This is a genomic window from Leisingera sp. XS_AS12, from assembly GCF_041224635.1.
Classification (GTDB): Bacteria; Pseudomonadota; Alphaproteobacteria; order Rhodobacterales; family Rhodobacteraceae; genus Leisingera.
Genome location: NZ_JBGFGM010000107.1, coordinates 128,416 through 145,920, shown reverse-complemented (window position 1 = coordinate 145,920; position 17,505 = coordinate 128,416). Strand labels below are relative to the sequence as shown.

The window sequence follows — 17,505 nt, the reverse complement described above, 5'->3', positions numbered from 1 at the left end:
TGCGGCTCTTGAGATGAGGGCGCAACTCCATTGGCCTCCAAAAAAATACTCTTGAAAGCGGATGCACATGAGCAGATCCAAATTTGAACCTAGTCTCGATACTGTTCGAAAGCTGTCGCTTTTCGTTTTGAACAGCTTGGCTGATCAGCCAAAAGAGTGGGTTGCTGTCGGCAAGGCTTATCAGGAACTGCACGGCTTTGGCGACGATCCGACCTTCAACCAGGTTTTCGTGCGTCTCTTCACTGTGATGAGAGACGAAATGTGGGTCGGGTCTCCGCAGGAAGGACCGAAATTCACGGTCGGCCTGACCTTCAAAGGGCAAACCGTCATCCGCCACGAGGCGGAAATAGACTTGATCTACAAGCGACACTTTCATTCATGGGCAAAGATTATCGAAGCAGCTGCTAGAAAGCGGCGGCATCTCGATCAACAGCGGGCAGCCAAAGAGCAAAAAGTCCAAAAGATGCAGGAAAAGGCGAAATCAAAAGAAGCTCGCAGAAAAGAAGAGGTGAAGCGACAAGCAAAAGCTCGTCAGAAGCGAGAGATGTCATCACTCGTCGAAAGCGGAAAAAGAATTCGCTCTTCCCTGTCCAAGTCAAACAATGAGCAACTCCTAAACCTGTGGAAGGCAAACACATCACGTGCGGCCAATTCGACAGGTCAAAAGAAAAACGAACACCTCTTGATTGTTTCCGCCGTCGAAAAGGAGTGGAGGCGAAGGGTCCGAGATCTGCCCGAGGTGGAAGCGTTCAAATGGCCAACCACAGATGTGGGAAGCGGTCATGGTGGTGGCGATTTCGAGAGGGCTGAGGAAAGCTTTCTGAAAGTGCTCGGATATACCGTCGGGAAAACAAATGGCTTGCCAGCATCAACACGGCAGTTGATCCTGGACCGCTGCTTCTCGGGGCATCTTCCACCAGTCGAAGGGATTTCGGCGCTTCGTATGTGGGGCGAACCAAAGTCTGCTTTGAGGCTTAGAAAAATCGCTTATCACATTGCCGGTCTAGCGAAAAACTTCAAGAAAATGCAGTCACGTGGCTACGAGGATGCGATTTCGGATTGGGAAGACGATCTGAAGTACATGCATGATAAATACTACGTCCGTCATTTTGGTTTCAGTTGGCCAGGCCGTGGTCTCTAGTTCTGGTTCTTTTTTGAGGCTTTTGTAAGTTACGCAGCAGTATTTTGGGGATGCCAATTTTTCGTTCTCACTGTCGTGTTTCCGATTGCTGAACATAAGCGGGCAGTCGTGTCAGACGCGGGGCAGTCCCCACTTCAATCAGAAAATTCCCCTGCGCCAGCGCATTCCTCGCGAGGCAATTTTCTCGCTGACAGCCCCTTGGTGCCAGCTTTGGTCATGTTAATCGAAACATTCAAAGTGAGGATCGAAAAATGGCTACTCAAACTCTGAAACTGAACGTCAAATCCGGCGAAAAAGACGGCAAGAACTTCTGGGACCGCTGCGGCGTCCTCTTCGTCAACACCGACGACAGCGGCAACATCACCTCGATCAACGTCAAACACAGCATGTTCCCCGATGTCGAAATGGTCGCCTTCCCACGCCGCGATGAAGAACCGGTCAACGAGTGACCTTAGCGCCAGGGCGGGTTTCCCGCCCTGGCTTTCTTCTGGGGCGACAGAACTAATCTGTAGTTCGGCTTTCAGGTGAAATTTCGTGGGCATGGCCGATTGATTTCTGCCGTATTCACTTCGCTATCGGCTGGACTGTAAGGACGTATTCGCACCACGTCGCCGGTGCCCTTGGGTTCCCGATCATGGTCAGCTAGGTTTTCGAGATGTGTAGGAACGCCGCTGATTTCAGATTTGTCGATGTACATCCAAGAGTACTGCTGGTCGGGGCCTGTCCTGGACGTGAAGAAGAACGGGACGGACGGCCTTTCGCAGGGCAGTCCGGACAAAATCTTGAAATCATGCTGCGACGCTTGCAGGTCCTGCATCCGCTGGTTTTTCCATCGCCGCAACTAGATGCCTACAGCTTAGTCAATGCACATTCACTGCCAAGATATCCCGAGCGCGAGGGATATGATGGGAGCACGCAGCCACGCAGACAGGACGTTCTGGCACCCGAGAACCGGGCTAGGCTCATTGCCCGTTTGCAACGCGTTCAGCCCGAAATCATCGTTTATCTGGGAAAGGCGGCACAGTTCGCCCACGAAGTGTTTGAAGAGCATATTCCTGACATAAGAGCCTACCGAACAGGGCACCCATCAACCCAAGCCTGGAATACTCCGCGCCAATATCGAGGCATGCCGCGAGAAGAAAAAATTCGCCGCTGGGCTGAAGACCAATTCGCTGCAGTTGAGTGAAGCCGGCGGACGGCCCAAAGCGTGCGAAATTGGGCTGCCTCTGTTCTGAGGTCGAAATCCCGATAGGATCCCCGACGTCGAAATGGTCCCCTTTCCGCGCCGGGACGAAGATCCGGTCACCGAGTGACCTGAGCGCCAGGGCGGGTTTCCCGTCCTGGCCTTCATCGCTGAAAAAAAGGTTGCCAGCTAGGTCGCTTCGTCTTGAGAGCGGACCTGCGGGTTTAGTCGCGAAAGCGGTTCGCTGAAAGCCGCTTCCAGTTTTTGGATATGAGCCGCAAGCCAACCAATCATCTCGGGCCATGCTTCCCGGTTGAAACCGTCAAAGGGTTGAGCGTAGACGATGCGGCTTGCCTTCTTGTCATCCATGCGTCGCCAATCAAGCTCAGCACCGAACGCCGCCTCGATCGCATCTTTCTGTCCATATAATTGATCGAACAGCCATTTGTTCTCTGCGGTTTCTGACCGCTGCAAGCTTATCTCGACCCGCGCTTCATCTCTCGAGAAGATCATCTGATAGGGGCAAGACCGGGTCCCAGATCCTGCGCTGAGCCAATGATCCTTGGTAGGGCTGATATTCTGGTAAAGTGTAACGCCGTCGACACGCAGCTGTTCAAGGGCCGCTTCCCAGAAGTCCAAGCGCAGTTTATGCCGCTTCTTCTGTGTGTCCTGAATGGCTTTCTCTTCGTTTTCTTTGCTAGACATTCCGATCATGAAGTCTGCCGCCTCAGGCGTAGGTATGATCTGCTGAATGTCGACCATCAGCTCGTCGCCAAACGAATATGGGGTCACCTTGAAGCATTGTGCGCGAATTCCGCGGCTAAGGAGCCACAGCACCGTTGCCGTGACCTCGCGCCGAAAATTGGCTGCGATGAAGATCATCCTTTGGTCATTACCGGGGTTCAGGACGGTCTCTTCCAACTCCTCGACCTCCATGAACTCACAGATCCGCACGGCCGCATTGCCACCGCCCGCATAGCGGTCGAGGTATTGCTGATAGATGTCGACGATCTGCGTCTTGGTCAGGCCCGAGACATAGGCGGTGTATTTCAGCGCCTGCCAGGTGACATCCCTGCCGCTGTCATCAAGCTTGTTCTCGATCACAACGAGGTTGCCGTCCTTGTCGAGCGCCAAGAGATCCAGGTGTTCGCGGGTTTCATCAAACCCGTCGAACTCCTTCTGAATGATCAGCAATTCTTCACCGAGGGCGTCAGGCTGGTTCGCCAGCCACTCCTGCAGATGGTCGCGCTCGCGCAGGTTCAACTCAGAAAAGCGCTTTTGGGATAGGCGGGACAAACGGTTTTGGTTCAAATCAACGCGGAACATGGCTTGGCTCTTTTATGAAATATCTACTCAGTTTCACCGTTAGTCTTGCCGCACATAGGTCACATAGAAGTTCTTCAGCATGCGGTGCTCCTGCAGGCGGTCACCTAGGCTGAACCCGTCACGTCGCATAGGCGCTTGGAAAATATCTAGACCGCGATCAAGTACGATTTTCCAGCCGGTATCGGTGACGATATCTCTCGAGTGCGCGGTCCCTGAACCATCAAATGCCCAGGTGAAATCAACGCCCGAACCAATGCATGCCTCGGTAATGCTCTCCAGCAATTCGCGTTGCTTTTGCACGTTTCCGTCATCAGGCCCGGTGACAAGATGGATGGCCACTTGATCTTCCAACGCCTTGCGTTGAATGACCATTTCGACGAATTCCATCATGTTCTTGATCTGGTAAAAATAGCGAATGTAGGGGTCTGTCACCACGATCCGAGATGCACCGTCCAGATAGGGCCCAAACAGTTTATCGTAGCTGACGCCCTTTCGGTTTTCGGCGAATACGTGGTGCCCCTCTTCGGTGCGCGGCTTGGCGGGCGCTGAGGTCTCCGATGTTTCGCCCGGCACATGTTCGACTTCGATGACGTCATCATCGACTGCATCAGTGGATTGGTCCTGCTGCTTTGGGTCTAAGGCAGGTTTCAGATAGTAGAATTGGGGGAACTCTTGCTCTTCGACGGTTTGGACGCGCCGCTTTTCCCCGTCAGAGCCAGTGTAGAAGAAGTCGACATCTGGATAGGTCGCATCGATCCGAAACAGTTGGTCCTTTACGCGCTTTCGACTTTCAAGTGCGAGCTGCAAGAGCTCTTCAACGTCATCGGCTGTTTCATCTCCGGCAGGGAAAATCACCTTCAGGAAGCCCGACATGGTCTTGTAGACGGCGTCCCGATCACGGGTTGAAATCTTCTCGCTGACTTTGAAATGCAGGTCCGGCCGGTTGGAGAAGTCTTCTTGGCGCAAATGGCGAAGGATCTCGGCGAGGTAGTCGACAATGAACCCGTAGCCAGTGGTGAACATCTCGCCTCGGATCACGTCGATCTCCCAGCCAGGCAGATAAGCGTGGAGGCGGTCAATGAATGCAGAGTCATGGAACTGGGGCGGCAGGGCTTCGAACAAGTCGCTGTTCTTGAGCATGAATGGCACATTGTGGTCTGTGTTGCCGACAAACGCGAAGCTCGCTTCTGCCCCCATGGGGTTAACCCCGCGCGAGAAGGTCTTGTTTGCCATGTAGTTTTTCATGATATCGACCAAGGCTTTGTTCGCGGTTTTCTCGCGTCCCGCAAATTCATCAAAGGCCACGACATCCCAGTAGCCGACCAGTCCGATCCGCCCATTCGAGTTGTTTACAAACAGCTTCGGGATGGTCACTTCGCCGCCAGAGATCAGCTGGCCGTGTGGCGAAAACTCAGAGTAGATATGCGATTTACCCGTACCCTTTGGGCCAAGTTCGATGATGTTGTAATTTCGCTCGACGAAGGGGATCAGGCGCATCAGCTGCAGGAGCTTGCTTCGGCGGCCGAAGGCTTCAGGATTGAAGCCGATCGACTGCATCAGGAGATCGATCCACTCTTCTTTGGAAAATTGCGCGCGCGCCTCCTTGTACCCCTCGTAATCGACCTTTGCGATCTGAATGGGTTTGATGGTCTCGAGCACCCACGGAGATGTTCTTGCGTCCTCTGAAAACTCGTATTGGACATCGGCAATACACCATACGCCGGTCACAAGCAGCTTTGGGTGCGCTTTGACCGTTCCGCTATCCACCGCAACCTTTTTGATGCCCAGGTTGTCGAACGTGGCTTCGTAACTGTCTGTTTTTTCGTTCAGTGAGACGCTGATCTGATCGATGACCTTGTAGCGACCCTTTTCCTTGATCGTGGATTGGATCAGTCCCGCTTCGCTTCTGTGAACGTAGTGCTTTCTAAGGATTTCTTTGACGGTTTCGATGCCGCTCTCGATCGATGCTTCGTCGTCAGTCGCACAGTACTGCCCAAGCAGGTATTCGAGGACATATGTTGGAACGATTGCGTTGCCTTTGACCGCTTTAACAAGGTCTTTGCGGACCACGTAGCCCGCGAAATGCTCGTTAATCTTTTCGTCGAGTGCGCTCATGATAGGTCCTTAAAAGTCGAAATCTGTCGATATGCCACGACGCAGTTGGAAACGGTGGCTTGTGTAATCTTCGAAGTGGCTCGTTTTGCCGATACGTTCGCGAAGCTTGAGGAAGACGTCCTGGTTGTTGAACCGATCAGCATCGCGAGAAAGCAGGAACTTGATGGGCAGCTCCCGTTCGCGCGCATTTTGCGAGGTGTAGTCAAAGGTCAGCGGGTGCTCATCTGAGATGAGCGTGCCGTCCGAAGCGTAAATCCCAGCAAGAACATTACGCTGTTGCTGCTTCTCTGAAACTGGCTGAGTTTGATAGAGAGTGACGGCCGTTTGGCCGGAAGAGATCAAGCTTTTTCCAGTGACGATGATCTGCACTTCAACTTTTTCAACATCGGCTTCGCGTCGTTTGCCGACACGGAGTACGGGAACAATGACCTCTTGAAGCGTGGCCCCGCCATGTACGAACCGGCTTCCCGCTCCCTTGACGCGCATACGATTGATCGAATTGGGCAACAGAACGTCCAAGTTGCCTGATAGACCCAGATTTGAGGATAAAAACTTCTTCATTCCAGATGTCGCATCCAGGTCTCGCCCGATGATAAATCGACGATTTTTAACAAGGATTTCCGCACCAGCGGGAGCCGCTACCGAAAAGTCAGTCTCATCTAATGCCCGGTGCTGATAGATGAAGCCATGATCCGCCGTCACAAGGATGTTGGAAAAGTTGGCCGTCGTAAGCTTGCGGACCAGTTTGGTCAGATCCTCGACAGCGACTTCTGCAGCCTCTGTCACGCGTTCCTCAGTGGCGAGCTTGTCGCCAACGATGTCGATCCTGTTGTGGTAGAGGTAGAGAATGTCATGATCGCGGAAAATCTCTTTTCCGTCGTCCGCCTTCAAGCTCATGAAATCATCGGCCTTCATGGCTTTGACACGGTCTCCGGCACGCCCCATGCCCAGAACCTTTTCGCGGTTAGCGGTTCCCTGAGTAGGCAAGCCAAACGAAGACACGTTGCCGTCCTCCGACAGCTCCAGATCCTTGTTCGGTAAGAGCGCAGCCATGCCGAGTTGCGTGTAGCTGGGCAGTGCAGAAATCATCGGCTTTAGGTCGGCGTCGAACCGGTTCAGCTTGCGGATCTCGCGCAGGGCTTCTTCTGCAACCTCATAGCGCAACGCGTCAGAGATGATCACAACCACCTTCTGATCGCGGCGGCGGAATTCGGCGGCCTGGTCCATATAGAAATCGGTCTGATGCGCAAATCCCGATATCTTCCAATCGCTCAGTCCAGCGATCTGATCTTGCCAGGCGTCATTGACGGCAGACAGGAAGTTGGTCGTGTAGCGGTTCTCTACGCTTTCGAACAACGCGCTAAGCAGAGAGGACTGACCGCTCTTTTGCATATGATAGATGAATTTGCGGTAGAGTTGGTCGATCTTGTACCAATGCGAAACATAGCGCTTCACCCCCTCAGCGGGGGAGGTCATGGTCAGGTTCGCCTCAGCCAACGCTTGCTGGAATTCTGTGGCATAGCCGATGGCTTGATAAATATCCTCATAGGTCGGGTACCAATGGCTTTGCCGCCTCTCTCGCACGGTCTTCAGCACCTCGGCCGACGATACCGTCTGGCTCGCCATCTCACGCACCAGAGAGCGAATGATCTGCCGGTCGATCTCTTCAAAATGGTCGATGGCACGCAAGGCCTTGATGTCGCGCTCTTGCACGTCTTCTGGGATCCGCAGGATTTCCTGGTACTTCCCACTCAGCGTTTCAAACGCCTGCGCCCCCAGCCGATTGTTCTTCCAGCGGCGGAATACAAGAAGCGCCTCGCCGTTCAGCTTGCCATCTTCGCCCAAGGCGCGGGCATAGCAGGACTGGAACAGTGTGATCGCGAAATCCTCAAAGTCAGGCGCATTGCTGACATAGCCGTAGGCATTCTCAACCTGCTTCCAGAAGAACTCTGTCAGACCGGACCGCTCCATCAGGCGCATGGCGTCATCACGCTCGTCTGCAAGCTCGGCCAGCAGCTCCTCGATGACTGTGTCTAGGGCACCTTCCGCCCCGGCGCAGACGGCCAGCATGCGGCGCTGCACGTCTGTCTTCGTGTCCGACGGCGTGATCATCTGTTTCAGCGCTTCGATGCGGCCCTTGGCGCGGTAAAATTCCATGTGGTCGCGTACAACGTCTTCGAATTGCAGCGGCAGGCCCAGTTCAGCTAGCCAGATCGCCGCTTGATCGGCCTTGAAGACACCGCAGGCGAAATAGAGATCCAGCAGCCAATTGTTGGCCATCTCGGGCGCGGGGCCGTCGTGGAACACCAGAAACTTCTGTTTTGGCTCTTGCCGCAGCATGCGGTATTTCAGACCGAACTCGTTGTTCGCGATCTCGATCTTTTCCACATCCGGCAGATCCACGGCGTCATATTCGGCCCGCATGTCGCGCGCGGCGTCGTACCAGAAGACGATCCGGTGATCGATGAACAGCCGCTCTAGGCCCGCCTTGATCCGGTCCGTCATGACAGCCCCGCAATCTTCTTCAAGGCCGTGCCGAACTTCGGATAGTTCGCCTTCACCCCGTCATCCAAGTCGATCTCGATCTTCTGCTGCGCCAGCGGGAAGATCACGTCGCGTTCCCATTCGTTCAGCTCGTCGATCTGTTTGGCCACCGCCGCCACATCCTTCAACGCCTTGGTCTTCTGGCCCTGCGTCGCCGTCGGATCATCGGACAGCTTTTCCAGCCGGGTGCGTTCGCCCTCCAGCTTGGTGATGAACTCGCGCAGGTAGTCGTTGAGCAGCACCGACACGGTGTCGGGCCGATAGCGGTGCATGTAGATCAGTGCGTTGAACGTGCCCTTGGGGGAGGAGACCATCCAGTAGATCGGGCGCTTTTTGTAGCGCTTCACGTGATCGGTGTAGAAATCCTTGGTGAAATACTTGCGGATGTCTTTGCCAAGGCTGTCCTCGATGAATTTCAGGTTCTCGCGGAAATGCGCCTCGCCGAAACTCACGCGCAGGAACAGGCGGAAGCGTTCGGTGATGTCGTCGGGGAACCAGTTATCGTCCAGCACGGGGATGACGTTGTCTTCGTCCGGCATGAATTGCGGCTCGGGGATGCGGGCGAAGTAATCCTCCAGCCGCTCGCCTTGATTGGCGAGGACCAGGCCCGGCGCGTCGAGGCTGTAGCGCCCGAACATGCAGCCCACGGCATAGGACAGGAACTCGGCCATGGTTTCGGCGCGCAGGCGCGTCTCGCGCTCCTCCTCGGAGCCCTTCACGCCATAGCGATAGGCGGGGTTGCAGGTGAGGGTGATCTCGTTCAGCGGCACCTCGGGGGGCAGCTCGTCTTGCAGGCCATATGCGTCGATGAAGATGCGGTTGTTCTCTTCCTCCAGCGCTTTCATCTCGTCCGTCATGGACTGCCAGTGGGCGCGCAGGCGGGCATAGGTGGCCTCCAGCGTTCCGGCCCGGTGTTCGGGCGAGAGCAGCGGGAGCGTGGTGAAATCCCAGGAGGTTTCGTAGGCGTCCCAGTCGGATTTGCTGAGTTCAGCAAGGCATTCAGTTGATGCAGATATTTCGCGATACTGGGCGCTTGAAAAAGGTAGGCGGCGAACATCGTCAACCTGCAAATTCAATGTTGAATTCAGTATATTTAGAATGAAGTTAGCCACCCGTGAGTTAAGGAAGCTCAGTGTTGGTAGAAGCTGGCCTTCATCTTCAAAGAATATGCTCGAACCACCTTTGTCGAAGGTAGCGTAATCTGGCAAAATTCGAAAACTGCGTGAGCCAGAAGTTACGAGCGTCCATGTGATCCCCGGCCGAAACTGCAAATACTCTGGGATGATCCTTGCTGAAGAGTGCTTACGATAATGACTACGAGCCTCCTGAGACCAATCAACAATCGTGTCCAAATTTCCATACCAACGTCGGAATTCGCCGCCCTTTGCATAGTGTCGCCATTTGGATCCGATCTTTGATTTATTAACCTCCCATATGCTCTTGGTGTAGCGATCGTTATTGGCGGTAATGTTTTGCCCTTCAGAAACCGAGTTTTCATAGATTTGCGGAAACTTGCCGTATGCAAATTCGAGCTTGTCGCTCACCCAATAGGCAATTGGAGAGCCGGGAATGTTAAGAAAATTCTTCGTCGATGCCTGTGAAAGGCGTTCATTTTCTGTGGGAAAGCTGTAGGGAACAAAGGCTGCATCCATTTCATAGTAACGAGTGCAAGAGTAGCTCCCGGAGAAATCTGGATCACTTGCCGCCTTGTATACAAATGCACTTGTTCCGAAGCTTATGCCCATCGCTGTGCCGCCTTTGCCAAGGTAGGGCATGTGAACCAAAGATCGGATCGAGCCAACTGAAAGCAGTTTTTTCCTCAGGTTTCCGTATGTCGAAAGAAACATCCAACTTTCCATGGTTACCAGCGCGGAATAACCCTTTGACTTTACCAAGAAGTTGGCACGTTCAATAAAGCACGCGAACGTATCGAGTTTGCTATCCGCGTAGTGCATTTTGGCAAAGTCGGAAAGCTCAGCATTCATTCCGCGCCCGCCCATATAAGGCGGGTTGGCCACCACCACGTGATACTTCGGCGACAGCGCCTCGGCCATGCGCAGCACGGTGACGACGCGCTCCTGCACCTCCTTCAGCAGCAGATCCCCTCCGAAATCCCGCGCCGCCACCACTCGCAGCGTCTCGGCCGGGTCGCGCAGCTTCGGCACGATCAGCGAGCCGAAGTTCTTGGCTTGCTCGAACTGCAACAGCGTCTCGCGGAACTCGTCCGTGAACAGGTCGCGCCCCACCACGGCGGCCACGTCCTGCATCTCGGCCGGGCTGAAGGTCACGTTCTGCAACACGCAGATGTCGGGTTTTGCCTCCATCCGCAGGAACCGCCGCCGCCCCAGCCGCGCCGCGGCCTTCATCGCCAGCGCAAAGGCCGCCAGCGCGCCCGCACGGTCGTCGATCTCCACCCCCGTCAGGTTGTGCGTCAGGATCAGCGCGGGGATCTCGGTCGCGTCATATCCCTCTTCCTCGTAGATGGCGTAGAGCAGGTCAAAGGCATAGGTCAGCATATGCCCCGAGCCCGCCGCCGGATCGCAGATGCGGATCTCTTCCGGCTTGGTGATGCGCAGGAAATCCGTCTCAGGCTCTTCTGGCGCGATGTAATAGTCCATCTTGGCCGCCAGCCCGCTTTGCGGATTGTTGAGCAGCCAAAGCCGCCCCAGCGAGTTCTCAACCAGGTAGCGGACGATCCAATGCGGGGTGAAGAGCTGCGTCGCGGCGGGGATGTTCTCGGCGGTGATCTTCTGGTTCTTCTTGAGGCCCGCGAAGACCTGATCCTTCTTCTCGGAGATGTAGAACTGGTAGAGCCAGCCGATGATCTCGACGTCCTGACAGGCGTCCTCGGTCATGACCTTGCGCAGTTCGGCGAGGATAGAGGTCTGGGACAGCAGATCCTCGGGCATCAGCAGTTCGGTGTAGTCGTCGATCTGTTCGAACAGGAACGGCATGGGGCCGTGCCACTGGTTGCAGGTATGGACGAGCAGGAGGCGGTATGCCTCGGCCTGCGGGTCATGGGACGGCGTGCGCCCGTCGAGGAGGGACTGGATGGTCGTGGGGGCACCGTCCGGCAGGTTACCCGCCATCGCCTCTGAGAGCAGTTCCGGCCGCGTGGCCCCGTCAGCGGGGGAGACGGTGCGGACCTGCGTGTAGCCGTTCGCATCCATGAAACGCAGGGCGGTGAAGCGGTTGAACCACGTGTAGGCGACCTGTTCGATGACCTGCTGTTTGTCGGCCTTGTTGATGGCGTTTTCGAGGTCTTTGATGGCTTCGGGGGCCTCACGCCGTGCGGCGCTGCCTTCGGCCAGCACGACGTCGAGCTTGGAGGTGACCTGATCGATCAGCAGGTTGCGGGCGGCCTGGGCAAATTTCTTGAGCGCGTTGGTATCCATTACACAATAACTTTCTTACCCGCGCGGATTTCGGCCAGCAGGGTCTTTTTCATTTCTTCAAGGTACTGGTCGACGTCGGCCTCATCGGTCAGCAGCGTCTTGGGAGCTGCGACCTTCAGCTGCGAGGCCAGGACCGTTGTGGGGGGCTGCGGTGCGGGCGCTGGCCGGTCCGACATGCCGGGCTGTGGTTCGGGTGCAGGTGCCGGGCGCGCGAGGCGGTCGAGTTCGGTGACAACGTCCGACAGCAGGTTTGTGCGCGCGCCATTGGCCCGGTCGCGCAGTACGGGGATCAGCGTGACCGTATCAAGACCTGCCTTGTGGCTTTCAATGCGCGTGGTGATGCGGGCCTGTTTGTCCGGGTCGAGCGCCTGGAAGTCCGGCATTTGTGCGATCTTAACTGAGACGTCTTCGACCTCTGCGATGACGGCTTTGCGTTCCTCAAGCACCTTGAGTTCGACCTTGTTTTTCAGATCAAACAGGTCGGATTTGAGGTTCTGGATCGACGACCCTTTAAAGCAGGCCGGATCCTCCAATGCAGCGCGCACCTTCGCCCCAGCATCAGGATCGACATAGTCGATGTTGGCAGATTGGCTGGCGAGCATATCGCGGGCATCGTCGTAGATACCCTTTTGCGCGCCCCCCATGAAGGACTTCACCTTGTCCAGGATATCCTCCTTCGCGTTCAGAAGGTCATCCTCGCGCTTGGGCGCGTCAGAAATATACCAGTTCGCTGGTTTGCCCTTCATGCCCCGCAGCAGTTCATGGAACGGCTCGAGCGCGGTTAGGAAAGGGTAGCGGTGTGACTGGCGAACAAGCCCGTCTACCTCGGCTTCGAGCGTATCGATGCTTGTAGCCCACTCCGCACCCAAACCACGCGCATCTGTTCCCGATGAGGGGTGCGCAAAGAGCTCCTGATAAAGTTCCTTCGCTCGACGAATTTCTGCAGCGGAGAATTCCGTCTGAGGGGTCAATAGTATGTTCGGAAGCGCGTGACTGTTGTTCAACGCCTTGGCAAGATCCAATCCTTCCTTGATGGCGCTGTCGACACGCGCTTCGATCTTACCTTTGGCGACCAAGCTGCCCGCTAGGCAAAGGACTGCGGTAACTGGCCAGCCGTAGGGTTTGGATGTGAACCGATCAGCCAGATATTTGACGGAGACCTTAACCCCGTTGCGTGCCTGCGCGTTGATGAAGCTGAGGACGTCTTGTTCGGCTTCGTTGATACCTGTGCCGTCAGAACCGAAGAGCCCGCTTTCCGATTGTACCGCTTTGTTGATATCGGCCTCAGTATAGCAGACGCCGCGCAGCATCGGGAGATTGGTGTAGACTTTGTCGACCAGGGACTGGAATGCCTTGCTTATGCGCTCTTGAGCATCCTCTCCACCGATCTCCAATTCGTCACCCCTGACGAAGAGTCGGGCGCTTCCCATCAATTTGCGAAGCCGCATTTCAAGGTCTTTTGCGCGGCGGCCGTTTTGTTCGCCTTTTTCTGCGACGATACGGTCGCGGCCCGGCTGCGGAGAACCGCTGCGGGACTGCCGGATGAACTTGTCCGTTTGCTTAAACAGGATCAGGTCGCGGACGAAGTTGGCATCTGGCTTCATGGCAACCGCGAGCTCTTCCCGAGACATGGTTTTCATTCGAATGCCATCGGGGCTTTCAACCTCGTCGCTGAGGGGCGAAACGAGATTGATTGCCAGTTCGTACTCGCGACCAACCGCGTGATCATCAAGCTTCCGGGTAAAGGAATATTCGCTGTTAGTTGCGAGATGCTTGATCTTGCGATGACGCAGAATGGTATCGAATGCGAGGGTTTCGAGTTCTTTTGAGAGCTCAGAAGGGTCTATTTCGAGGGCTTTGATTTCAGCTTCGACATCCTTTTCTTCGTTCGTCAGGAACTCGTAGACCTCGCCGTTCCGCTGGATATAGGTTTCCCTTTCCAGACGGCTCAATGCTTCCTCGATCTTGCGGCGTTGGCCCGTCTGGTCCGCCTCAAACTCTGACAGCAGCAGAATTCCGATGTTTCGAACCGACGGTTTGAAGCCTTTGACGTATTTGACGAGGAACAAGGATTTCAAAACCCGAACGGCAAAAGGATCGTCCAGGTTTTTTTCGGCAATCTGAATACTCTGTTGAACCGAAGATTTCAGTGCGGTGCGGATTCCTTCGAACATGAGATCGAAAGTGGCCAGCCCTCCGACTTCTTTGTCTTTCAGCTTCTTAGAGACCTCTTGGAAAACGCCCAACATCGAACGCTCACCGACCGAGCTGTGTTTGCCTTCAAATGCGTTGTGCTCCGACAAAGACGTGATCGCCATTTGGAAGAGGTCATACTGATAGGGAGGGAAAGGATAGCTTGAGATGAAGTGCTCGCGATCCCGGTAGTTTTTGAGCTTCATCGAGCCGTCAGCAAAATCGAACAGGGTCTTGAGGTTGTTTTCTTCGCGGTCATGAAGGTTGCCAAGCGTAACTTGCCCTTCCGACGTCTTGGCGAGCAGGCGGCGCTGGATCACTTCGGCGACATCGGCCGAGTTCAGCGGCATGCGGTTGCTGAAGCGGGCCTGGATTTTTGAGAAGTCATTCTCTTGCTGTTGCGTCATGTCGCCGATAACCGACGCCATGTCTTGCTGCGCAGTTACTATGATCCACGCCTGCCCTTTGCATTTGGTGTTAAGGCTCTCTGCGATGGTTTGCAGGTTGGTCATGAGCTTTACATTGTCCGCAATATATTGGCCGACTTCGTCAACGAAGAAGTTGAGCCGGAAACCCTTGGGCTGGTCATCGATCCAAGCTTTGACTGTGCCAGCGAAGTCCTCAATCGAGACACGTGTGTCCTTCCGGTATTGGCTCAGGATGTCTTTTGCATCTGAAGGATCACCACCGGTTGCTTCTGCAAACGCTGTCGCAATGTTCTTGGCTTCGAGTAGCGCCTGTTCCCGACCGCGCTCCCAGTCTTTCCCGGCAGCGCTTCGAAAAGCTTCTTTGAATGCCTCGAATTGCCCACGCCCCTGCAAGTCGCGTTCGAATTGCGCGATATGAGGCTGTTTGCCATAGAACCCGCAGGCTTCGTCAAAGACCTTTTGGAAGACAGATAGAAGCGCATCTACATCCGTTTTCGAGATCACATCTGCCTTCTGGTCGATATTGAACAAGATCGATTTCGACGGGATGGAAACGGCCTTGTTGAGTGCGCCTGCCAGCATTGGCTCGCCTTTGAGCTTTTCAGCGAAGATCTCGTGAGCAGTTTTGCCGTCGACCTCACGATTTTCGAGCAGTAGCGCCAGCATCTTCAGCAAGTGCGACTTACCAGAGCCAAAGAAGCCAGAGATCCAGACGCCATTTGAAGTGTCATAGTTGTTGTAGGCTTCGAGGAACTGCTCCAGCCGTTGGCCGATTTCTCCTGTGATGACGTACTCATCAAGTTCGATGCGAAGGCTTGCCTCGTCGTCGGCCTTGATGACGCCGTCAATGGCGCGATCAACGGGTTTCTCAAAAATATCTTTCAGCAGCTGGGCCATGGGCTTAGACCTCGTAATTCAGAATGTTGAAGGCGCGGTAATACTTGTCGTCATGAAGCTGACCAAAGAGATCCAATGACGCGCCAGTCGCCAAAGCATGGGTGTAGCTTCCTGGGAAGAAGAGAACGGTTGGTGCTTCTTTCGCAGTGCTTTGTAGGTTGTTCAGCACGTTGTGAGAGCGGATGTAAGGGTATACCTCACCAACGCCTGACAAGAAAATGACGTCATGTGGGGTCGCTCGGATCGCCTGGCCAATATGCGGGATCAGATGAGCCTGTGGGTCCAAGACGCCTTGTAGAAGCTCCTTGATCTCACCCTTGCTACTGTCGGCCTCAATTTCAAGAACCTGCTCTAAGATCCCGCGCTCTGAAAGTATTTCGAGCGCGAGATCGTAGAGGTTCAGGTCCAACACTCGAGTACCGGAGTGCTGAATTCGGGTCACAAGATCTTCACGATCCTCAACCATGGTGAGCCCTTCCTCGGCGGGAAAGGGATAGATGAAAAATGGCACTTCATTCCCTAGGCCTTGTTTGGTCAGGAAGCGTTCACTCGTGATCACGCGGTAGAGGTGCTCGGCCCGCTCTTTCCGGTTTAGTTCTCGTTTCAAATTAAGCTCCCTCAACCGGAACGCTGGGGAAAATGGCCAGCTCGCCGGGGTTGTGGTCTTCAATCATGTGTTTCAAACGTGTGGAAATAATCGCGGTTTGAATGCGATCATCTTCTGAAATGATCCCGGCTTCACGCATCATGCGAAACATGATTTGACGAAGTTTCAGGCGGGTCGACCGACTTAATCCGGCCAGTCCTTCATCCCATTCAGCTTTTGCCTCAAAAAGAATGTCAAAGCTTTCGAGCGGTAAATCGAGTTGGTAAGATAGGTATCGCTCTCTCACCACTTCCACCGCAAATTCACGAACGAACCGATATGCGCGGCATGTGGCGATCCACAACATCGCCTGCTGTTCGGAACGGTCAGCCTCTTCCACAAGGTAAGCGCGTTCCTCATCTGTAAGAGTAAGCAGGCGATTAGAAATTTCGCGCAACGATCGACGGTTCGATGCTGATTTCGGTAGGCTGGTTGTGCCTTCCTCCATGGCTCTGAGAATTGTGTCTTCCCAGGCTTCACCGTCTTCATGCAAGCGCGCGACTTCCAGGCTTTCGTTCAGGAAGAGCCCGCCGGTGCTGAATGACATCTTGTAGTCTTGTCTCGCGAAAGCACTCATCGCCGCCCCCTTTCGAGAGCAGCGCGGACTTCTCCGTCATTGATCAAAACTATGTGCTGATCCTGTGGGGCGCGGATACTAGGATCAACGTCAAGGCCAAGCCGCTTTAGATTGTAGAACAACAGGCACTTTCGCACTGAAAGTTCTGCCGCCCCGTCATTCATTGCATAGTCGAGCTCGACAATCCTGCGTTGGTTTTCAGACAGGCCAGGGTGCGGTGCGATTTTGAGCGTTATTGTTTGGTGCCAGTCTTCATCTGTACCGGCGTCGACATCTGATTGTTCCCCCAATGCGCTTTTCAGTATGCGTCCGAGAACAAAGTCTTTGAAGACCTGGTCTTTTGAGCATAGCGCTCTCGCATGCCAACGAAATCCGTCATGTGCGAGGGCATGAGGAATGATAACGCGATCTTCTGGATCGGGGGACGACATCGACTGATAGCTTATTTGCAGCTCTTTGCCCTGTTCACAGGCTAATAAGACGTTGCGAAGTGTTAGCGCGCTAAGTCCGCGCCCAGGCACAGTGGTTGCCAGAATGTCCGGCTGATAGACAATCCAGTCTGCAGTGGGGACTGAACCGCCCCGTGAGATCGACAGGAGATCATCAAGATACTCTGACGGATCAAGCGCAGTGTAGTGTTCTTCGAACTTCGGGCCCAGAACGTAGGTCTTGGCCGTTTTATCGTAGATGATGTGTTCGGGATGATCATTGATGTAGCTATTGAGGTCTTTCGAAGCTTGAGCCCGACTAAGGCCCATAACGTCCATCAGATCCGCAAGGCCGACACGTCCACGCCAAAAGACCCTGTGCTCAATGAATGCACGGCGATCCTGCTGCCATCGTGAAAGACTATTCGATTCGCTTGTCATAGCTTAAGTCTAGTTCAACCTAGAGGATGGGTCTACATTTAAGAACCATATACTCAGCGGACCGTCTGCGATATCTTGTAATTCTGTCAGCGGGTTGTGGGACTGCTTTGGCTTTGTATCGCGCGCGGCCTGGGAAGTATCGCATGGTTTCAGAAGAACCCGCGCTTAAGCGCGCGGGCAACATCTCCCAG

Annotated in this window: 11 protein-coding genes; 3 read left to right on the top strand and 8 right to left on the bottom strand. The window is 54.6% G+C overall.

What is annotated here, in order from left to right:
• Positions 1 to 67 precede the first annotated feature (67 nt).
• From AB9K35_RS14740 to AB9K35_RS14730, 3 genes are all read left to right on the top strand, one after another.
• Positions 68 to 1,141 (top strand): hypothetical protein, encoded by a 1,074-nt coding sequence (locus AB9K35_RS14740; protein WP_369927178.1) that lies wholly within the window; start codon positions 68 to 70, stop codon positions 1,139 to 1,141.
• 251 nt (positions 1,142 to 1,392) lie between these two features.
• Positions 1,393 to 1,590 carry a hypothetical protein gene (locus AB9K35_RS14735; protein WP_091845792.1) on the top strand — a complete coding sequence of 66 codons (198 nt, stop codon included), beginning with the start codon at positions 1,393 to 1,395 and terminating at the stop codon, positions 1,588 to 1,590.
• Between the two features lie 206 nt (positions 1,591 to 1,796).
• Positions 1,797 to 2,327, top strand: coding sequence for a uracil-DNA glycosylase family protein (locus tag AB9K35_RS14730; RefSeq protein ID WP_369927176.1), 531 nt, complete (start codon positions 1,797 to 1,799; stop codon positions 2,325 to 2,327).
• 186 nt (positions 2,328 to 2,513) lie between these two features.
• On the opposite strand, the gene AB9K35_RS14725 is transcribed toward AB9K35_RS14730, so the two are convergent.
• Genes AB9K35_RS14725 through AB9K35_RS14690 form a run of 8 tightly spaced genes read right to left on the bottom strand, consistent with a single transcriptional unit; the run spans position 2,514 to position 17,314 of the window.
• Positions 2,514 to 3,650 (bottom strand): DUF4268 domain-containing protein, encoded by a 1,137-nt coding sequence (locus AB9K35_RS14725; RefSeq protein ID WP_369927174.1) that lies wholly within the window; start codon positions 3,648 to 3,650, stop codon positions 2,514 to 2,516.
• Between the two features lie 39 nt (positions 3,651 to 3,689).
• Positions 3,690 to 5,765, bottom strand: a complete 2,076-nt coding sequence (gene brxL / locus AB9K35_RS14720; protein WP_369927172.1) for a BREX system Lon protease-like protein BrxL — start codon at positions 5,763 to 5,765, stop codon at positions 3,690 to 3,692.
• A gap of 9 nt (positions 5,766 to 5,774) precedes the next feature.
• On the bottom strand, positions 5,775 to 8,270 hold the full coding sequence (pglZ, locus tag AB9K35_RS14715; RefSeq protein WP_369927170.1) for a BREX-1 system phosphatase PglZ type A: 2,496 nt from the start codon (positions 8,268 to 8,270) through the stop codon (positions 5,775 to 5,777).
• Positions 8,267 to 11,704 carry a BREX-1 system adenine-specific DNA-methyltransferase PglX gene (pglX, locus tag AB9K35_RS14710; RefSeq protein ID WP_369927168.1) on the bottom strand — a complete coding sequence of 1,146 codons (3,438 nt, stop codon included), beginning with the start codon at positions 11,702 to 11,704 and terminating at the stop codon, positions 8,267 to 8,269. The genes pglZ and pglX overlap by 4 nt, the downstream gene beginning before the upstream one ends.
• Positions 11,704 to 15,222 carry a BREX system P-loop protein BrxC gene (brxC, locus tag AB9K35_RS14705; protein ID WP_369927167.1) on the bottom strand — a complete coding sequence of 1,173 codons (3,519 nt, stop codon included), beginning with the start codon at positions 15,220 to 15,222 and terminating at the stop codon, positions 11,704 to 11,706. The genes pglX and brxC overlap by 1 nt, the downstream gene beginning before the upstream one ends.
• 4 nt (positions 15,223 to 15,226) lie before the next feature.
• On the bottom strand, positions 15,227 to 15,829 hold the full coding sequence (locus AB9K35_RS14700) for a BREX protein BrxB domain-containing protein (protein WP_168577143.1): 603 nt from the start codon (positions 15,827 to 15,829) through the stop codon (positions 15,227 to 15,229).
• A 1-nt stretch (position 15,830) separates the two neighbouring features.
• The gene (locus tag AB9K35_RS14695) at positions 15,831 to 16,445 is read right to left on the bottom strand and encodes a DUF1819 family protein (RefSeq protein ID WP_027259559.1); all 615 of its coding nucleotides are present in this window, start codon (positions 16,443 to 16,445) and stop codon (positions 15,831 to 15,833) included.
• Positions 16,442 to 17,314, bottom strand: coding sequence for a WYL domain-containing protein (locus tag AB9K35_RS14690; protein WP_369927164.1), 873 nt, complete (start codon positions 17,312 to 17,314; stop codon positions 16,442 to 16,444). Before AB9K35_RS14690 ends, AB9K35_RS14695 begins: the two co-directional genes overlap by 4 nt.
• Positions 17,315 to 17,505: the final 191 nt, after the last annotated feature.

Bases quoted from the DNA above. Each gene is read 5' to 3' on its own strand.
- AB9K35_RS14740 (WP_369927178.1), top strand. From the start codon at position 68: ATGAGCAGATCCAAATTTGAACCTAGTCTCGATACTGTTCGAAAGCTG.
- AB9K35_RS14735 (WP_091845792.1), top strand. From the start codon at position 1,393: ATGGCTACTCAAACTCTGAAACTGAACGTCAAATCCGGCGAAAAAGAC.
- AB9K35_RS14730 (WP_369927176.1), top strand. From the start codon at position 1,797: ATGTGTAGGAACGCCGCTGATTTCAGATTTGTCGATGTACATCCAAGA.
- AB9K35_RS14725 (WP_369927174.1), bottom strand. From the start codon at position 3,650: ATGTTCCGCGTTGATTTGAACCAAAACCGTTTGTCCCGCCTATCCCAA.
- brxL (WP_369927172.1), bottom strand. From the start codon at position 5,765: ATGAGCGCACTCGACGAAAAGATTAACGAGCATTTCGCGGGCTACGTG.
- pglZ (WP_369927170.1), bottom strand. From the start codon at position 8,270: ATGACGGACCGGATCAAGGCGGGCCTAGAGCGGCTGTTCATCGATCAC.
- pglX (WP_369927168.1), bottom strand. From the start codon at position 11,704: ATGGATACCAACGCGCTCAAGAAATTTGCCCAGGCCGCCCGCAACCTG.
- brxC (WP_369927167.1), bottom strand. From the start codon at position 15,222: ATGGCCCAGCTGCTGAAAGATATTTTTGAGAAACCCGTTGATCGCGCC.
- AB9K35_RS14695 (WP_027259559.1), bottom strand. From the start codon at position 16,445: ATGAGTGCTTTCGCGAGACAAGACTACAAGATGTCATTCAGCACCGGC.
- AB9K35_RS14690 (WP_369927164.1), bottom strand. From the start codon at position 17,314: ATGACAAGCGAATCGAATAGTCTTTCACGATGGCAGCAGGATCGCCGT.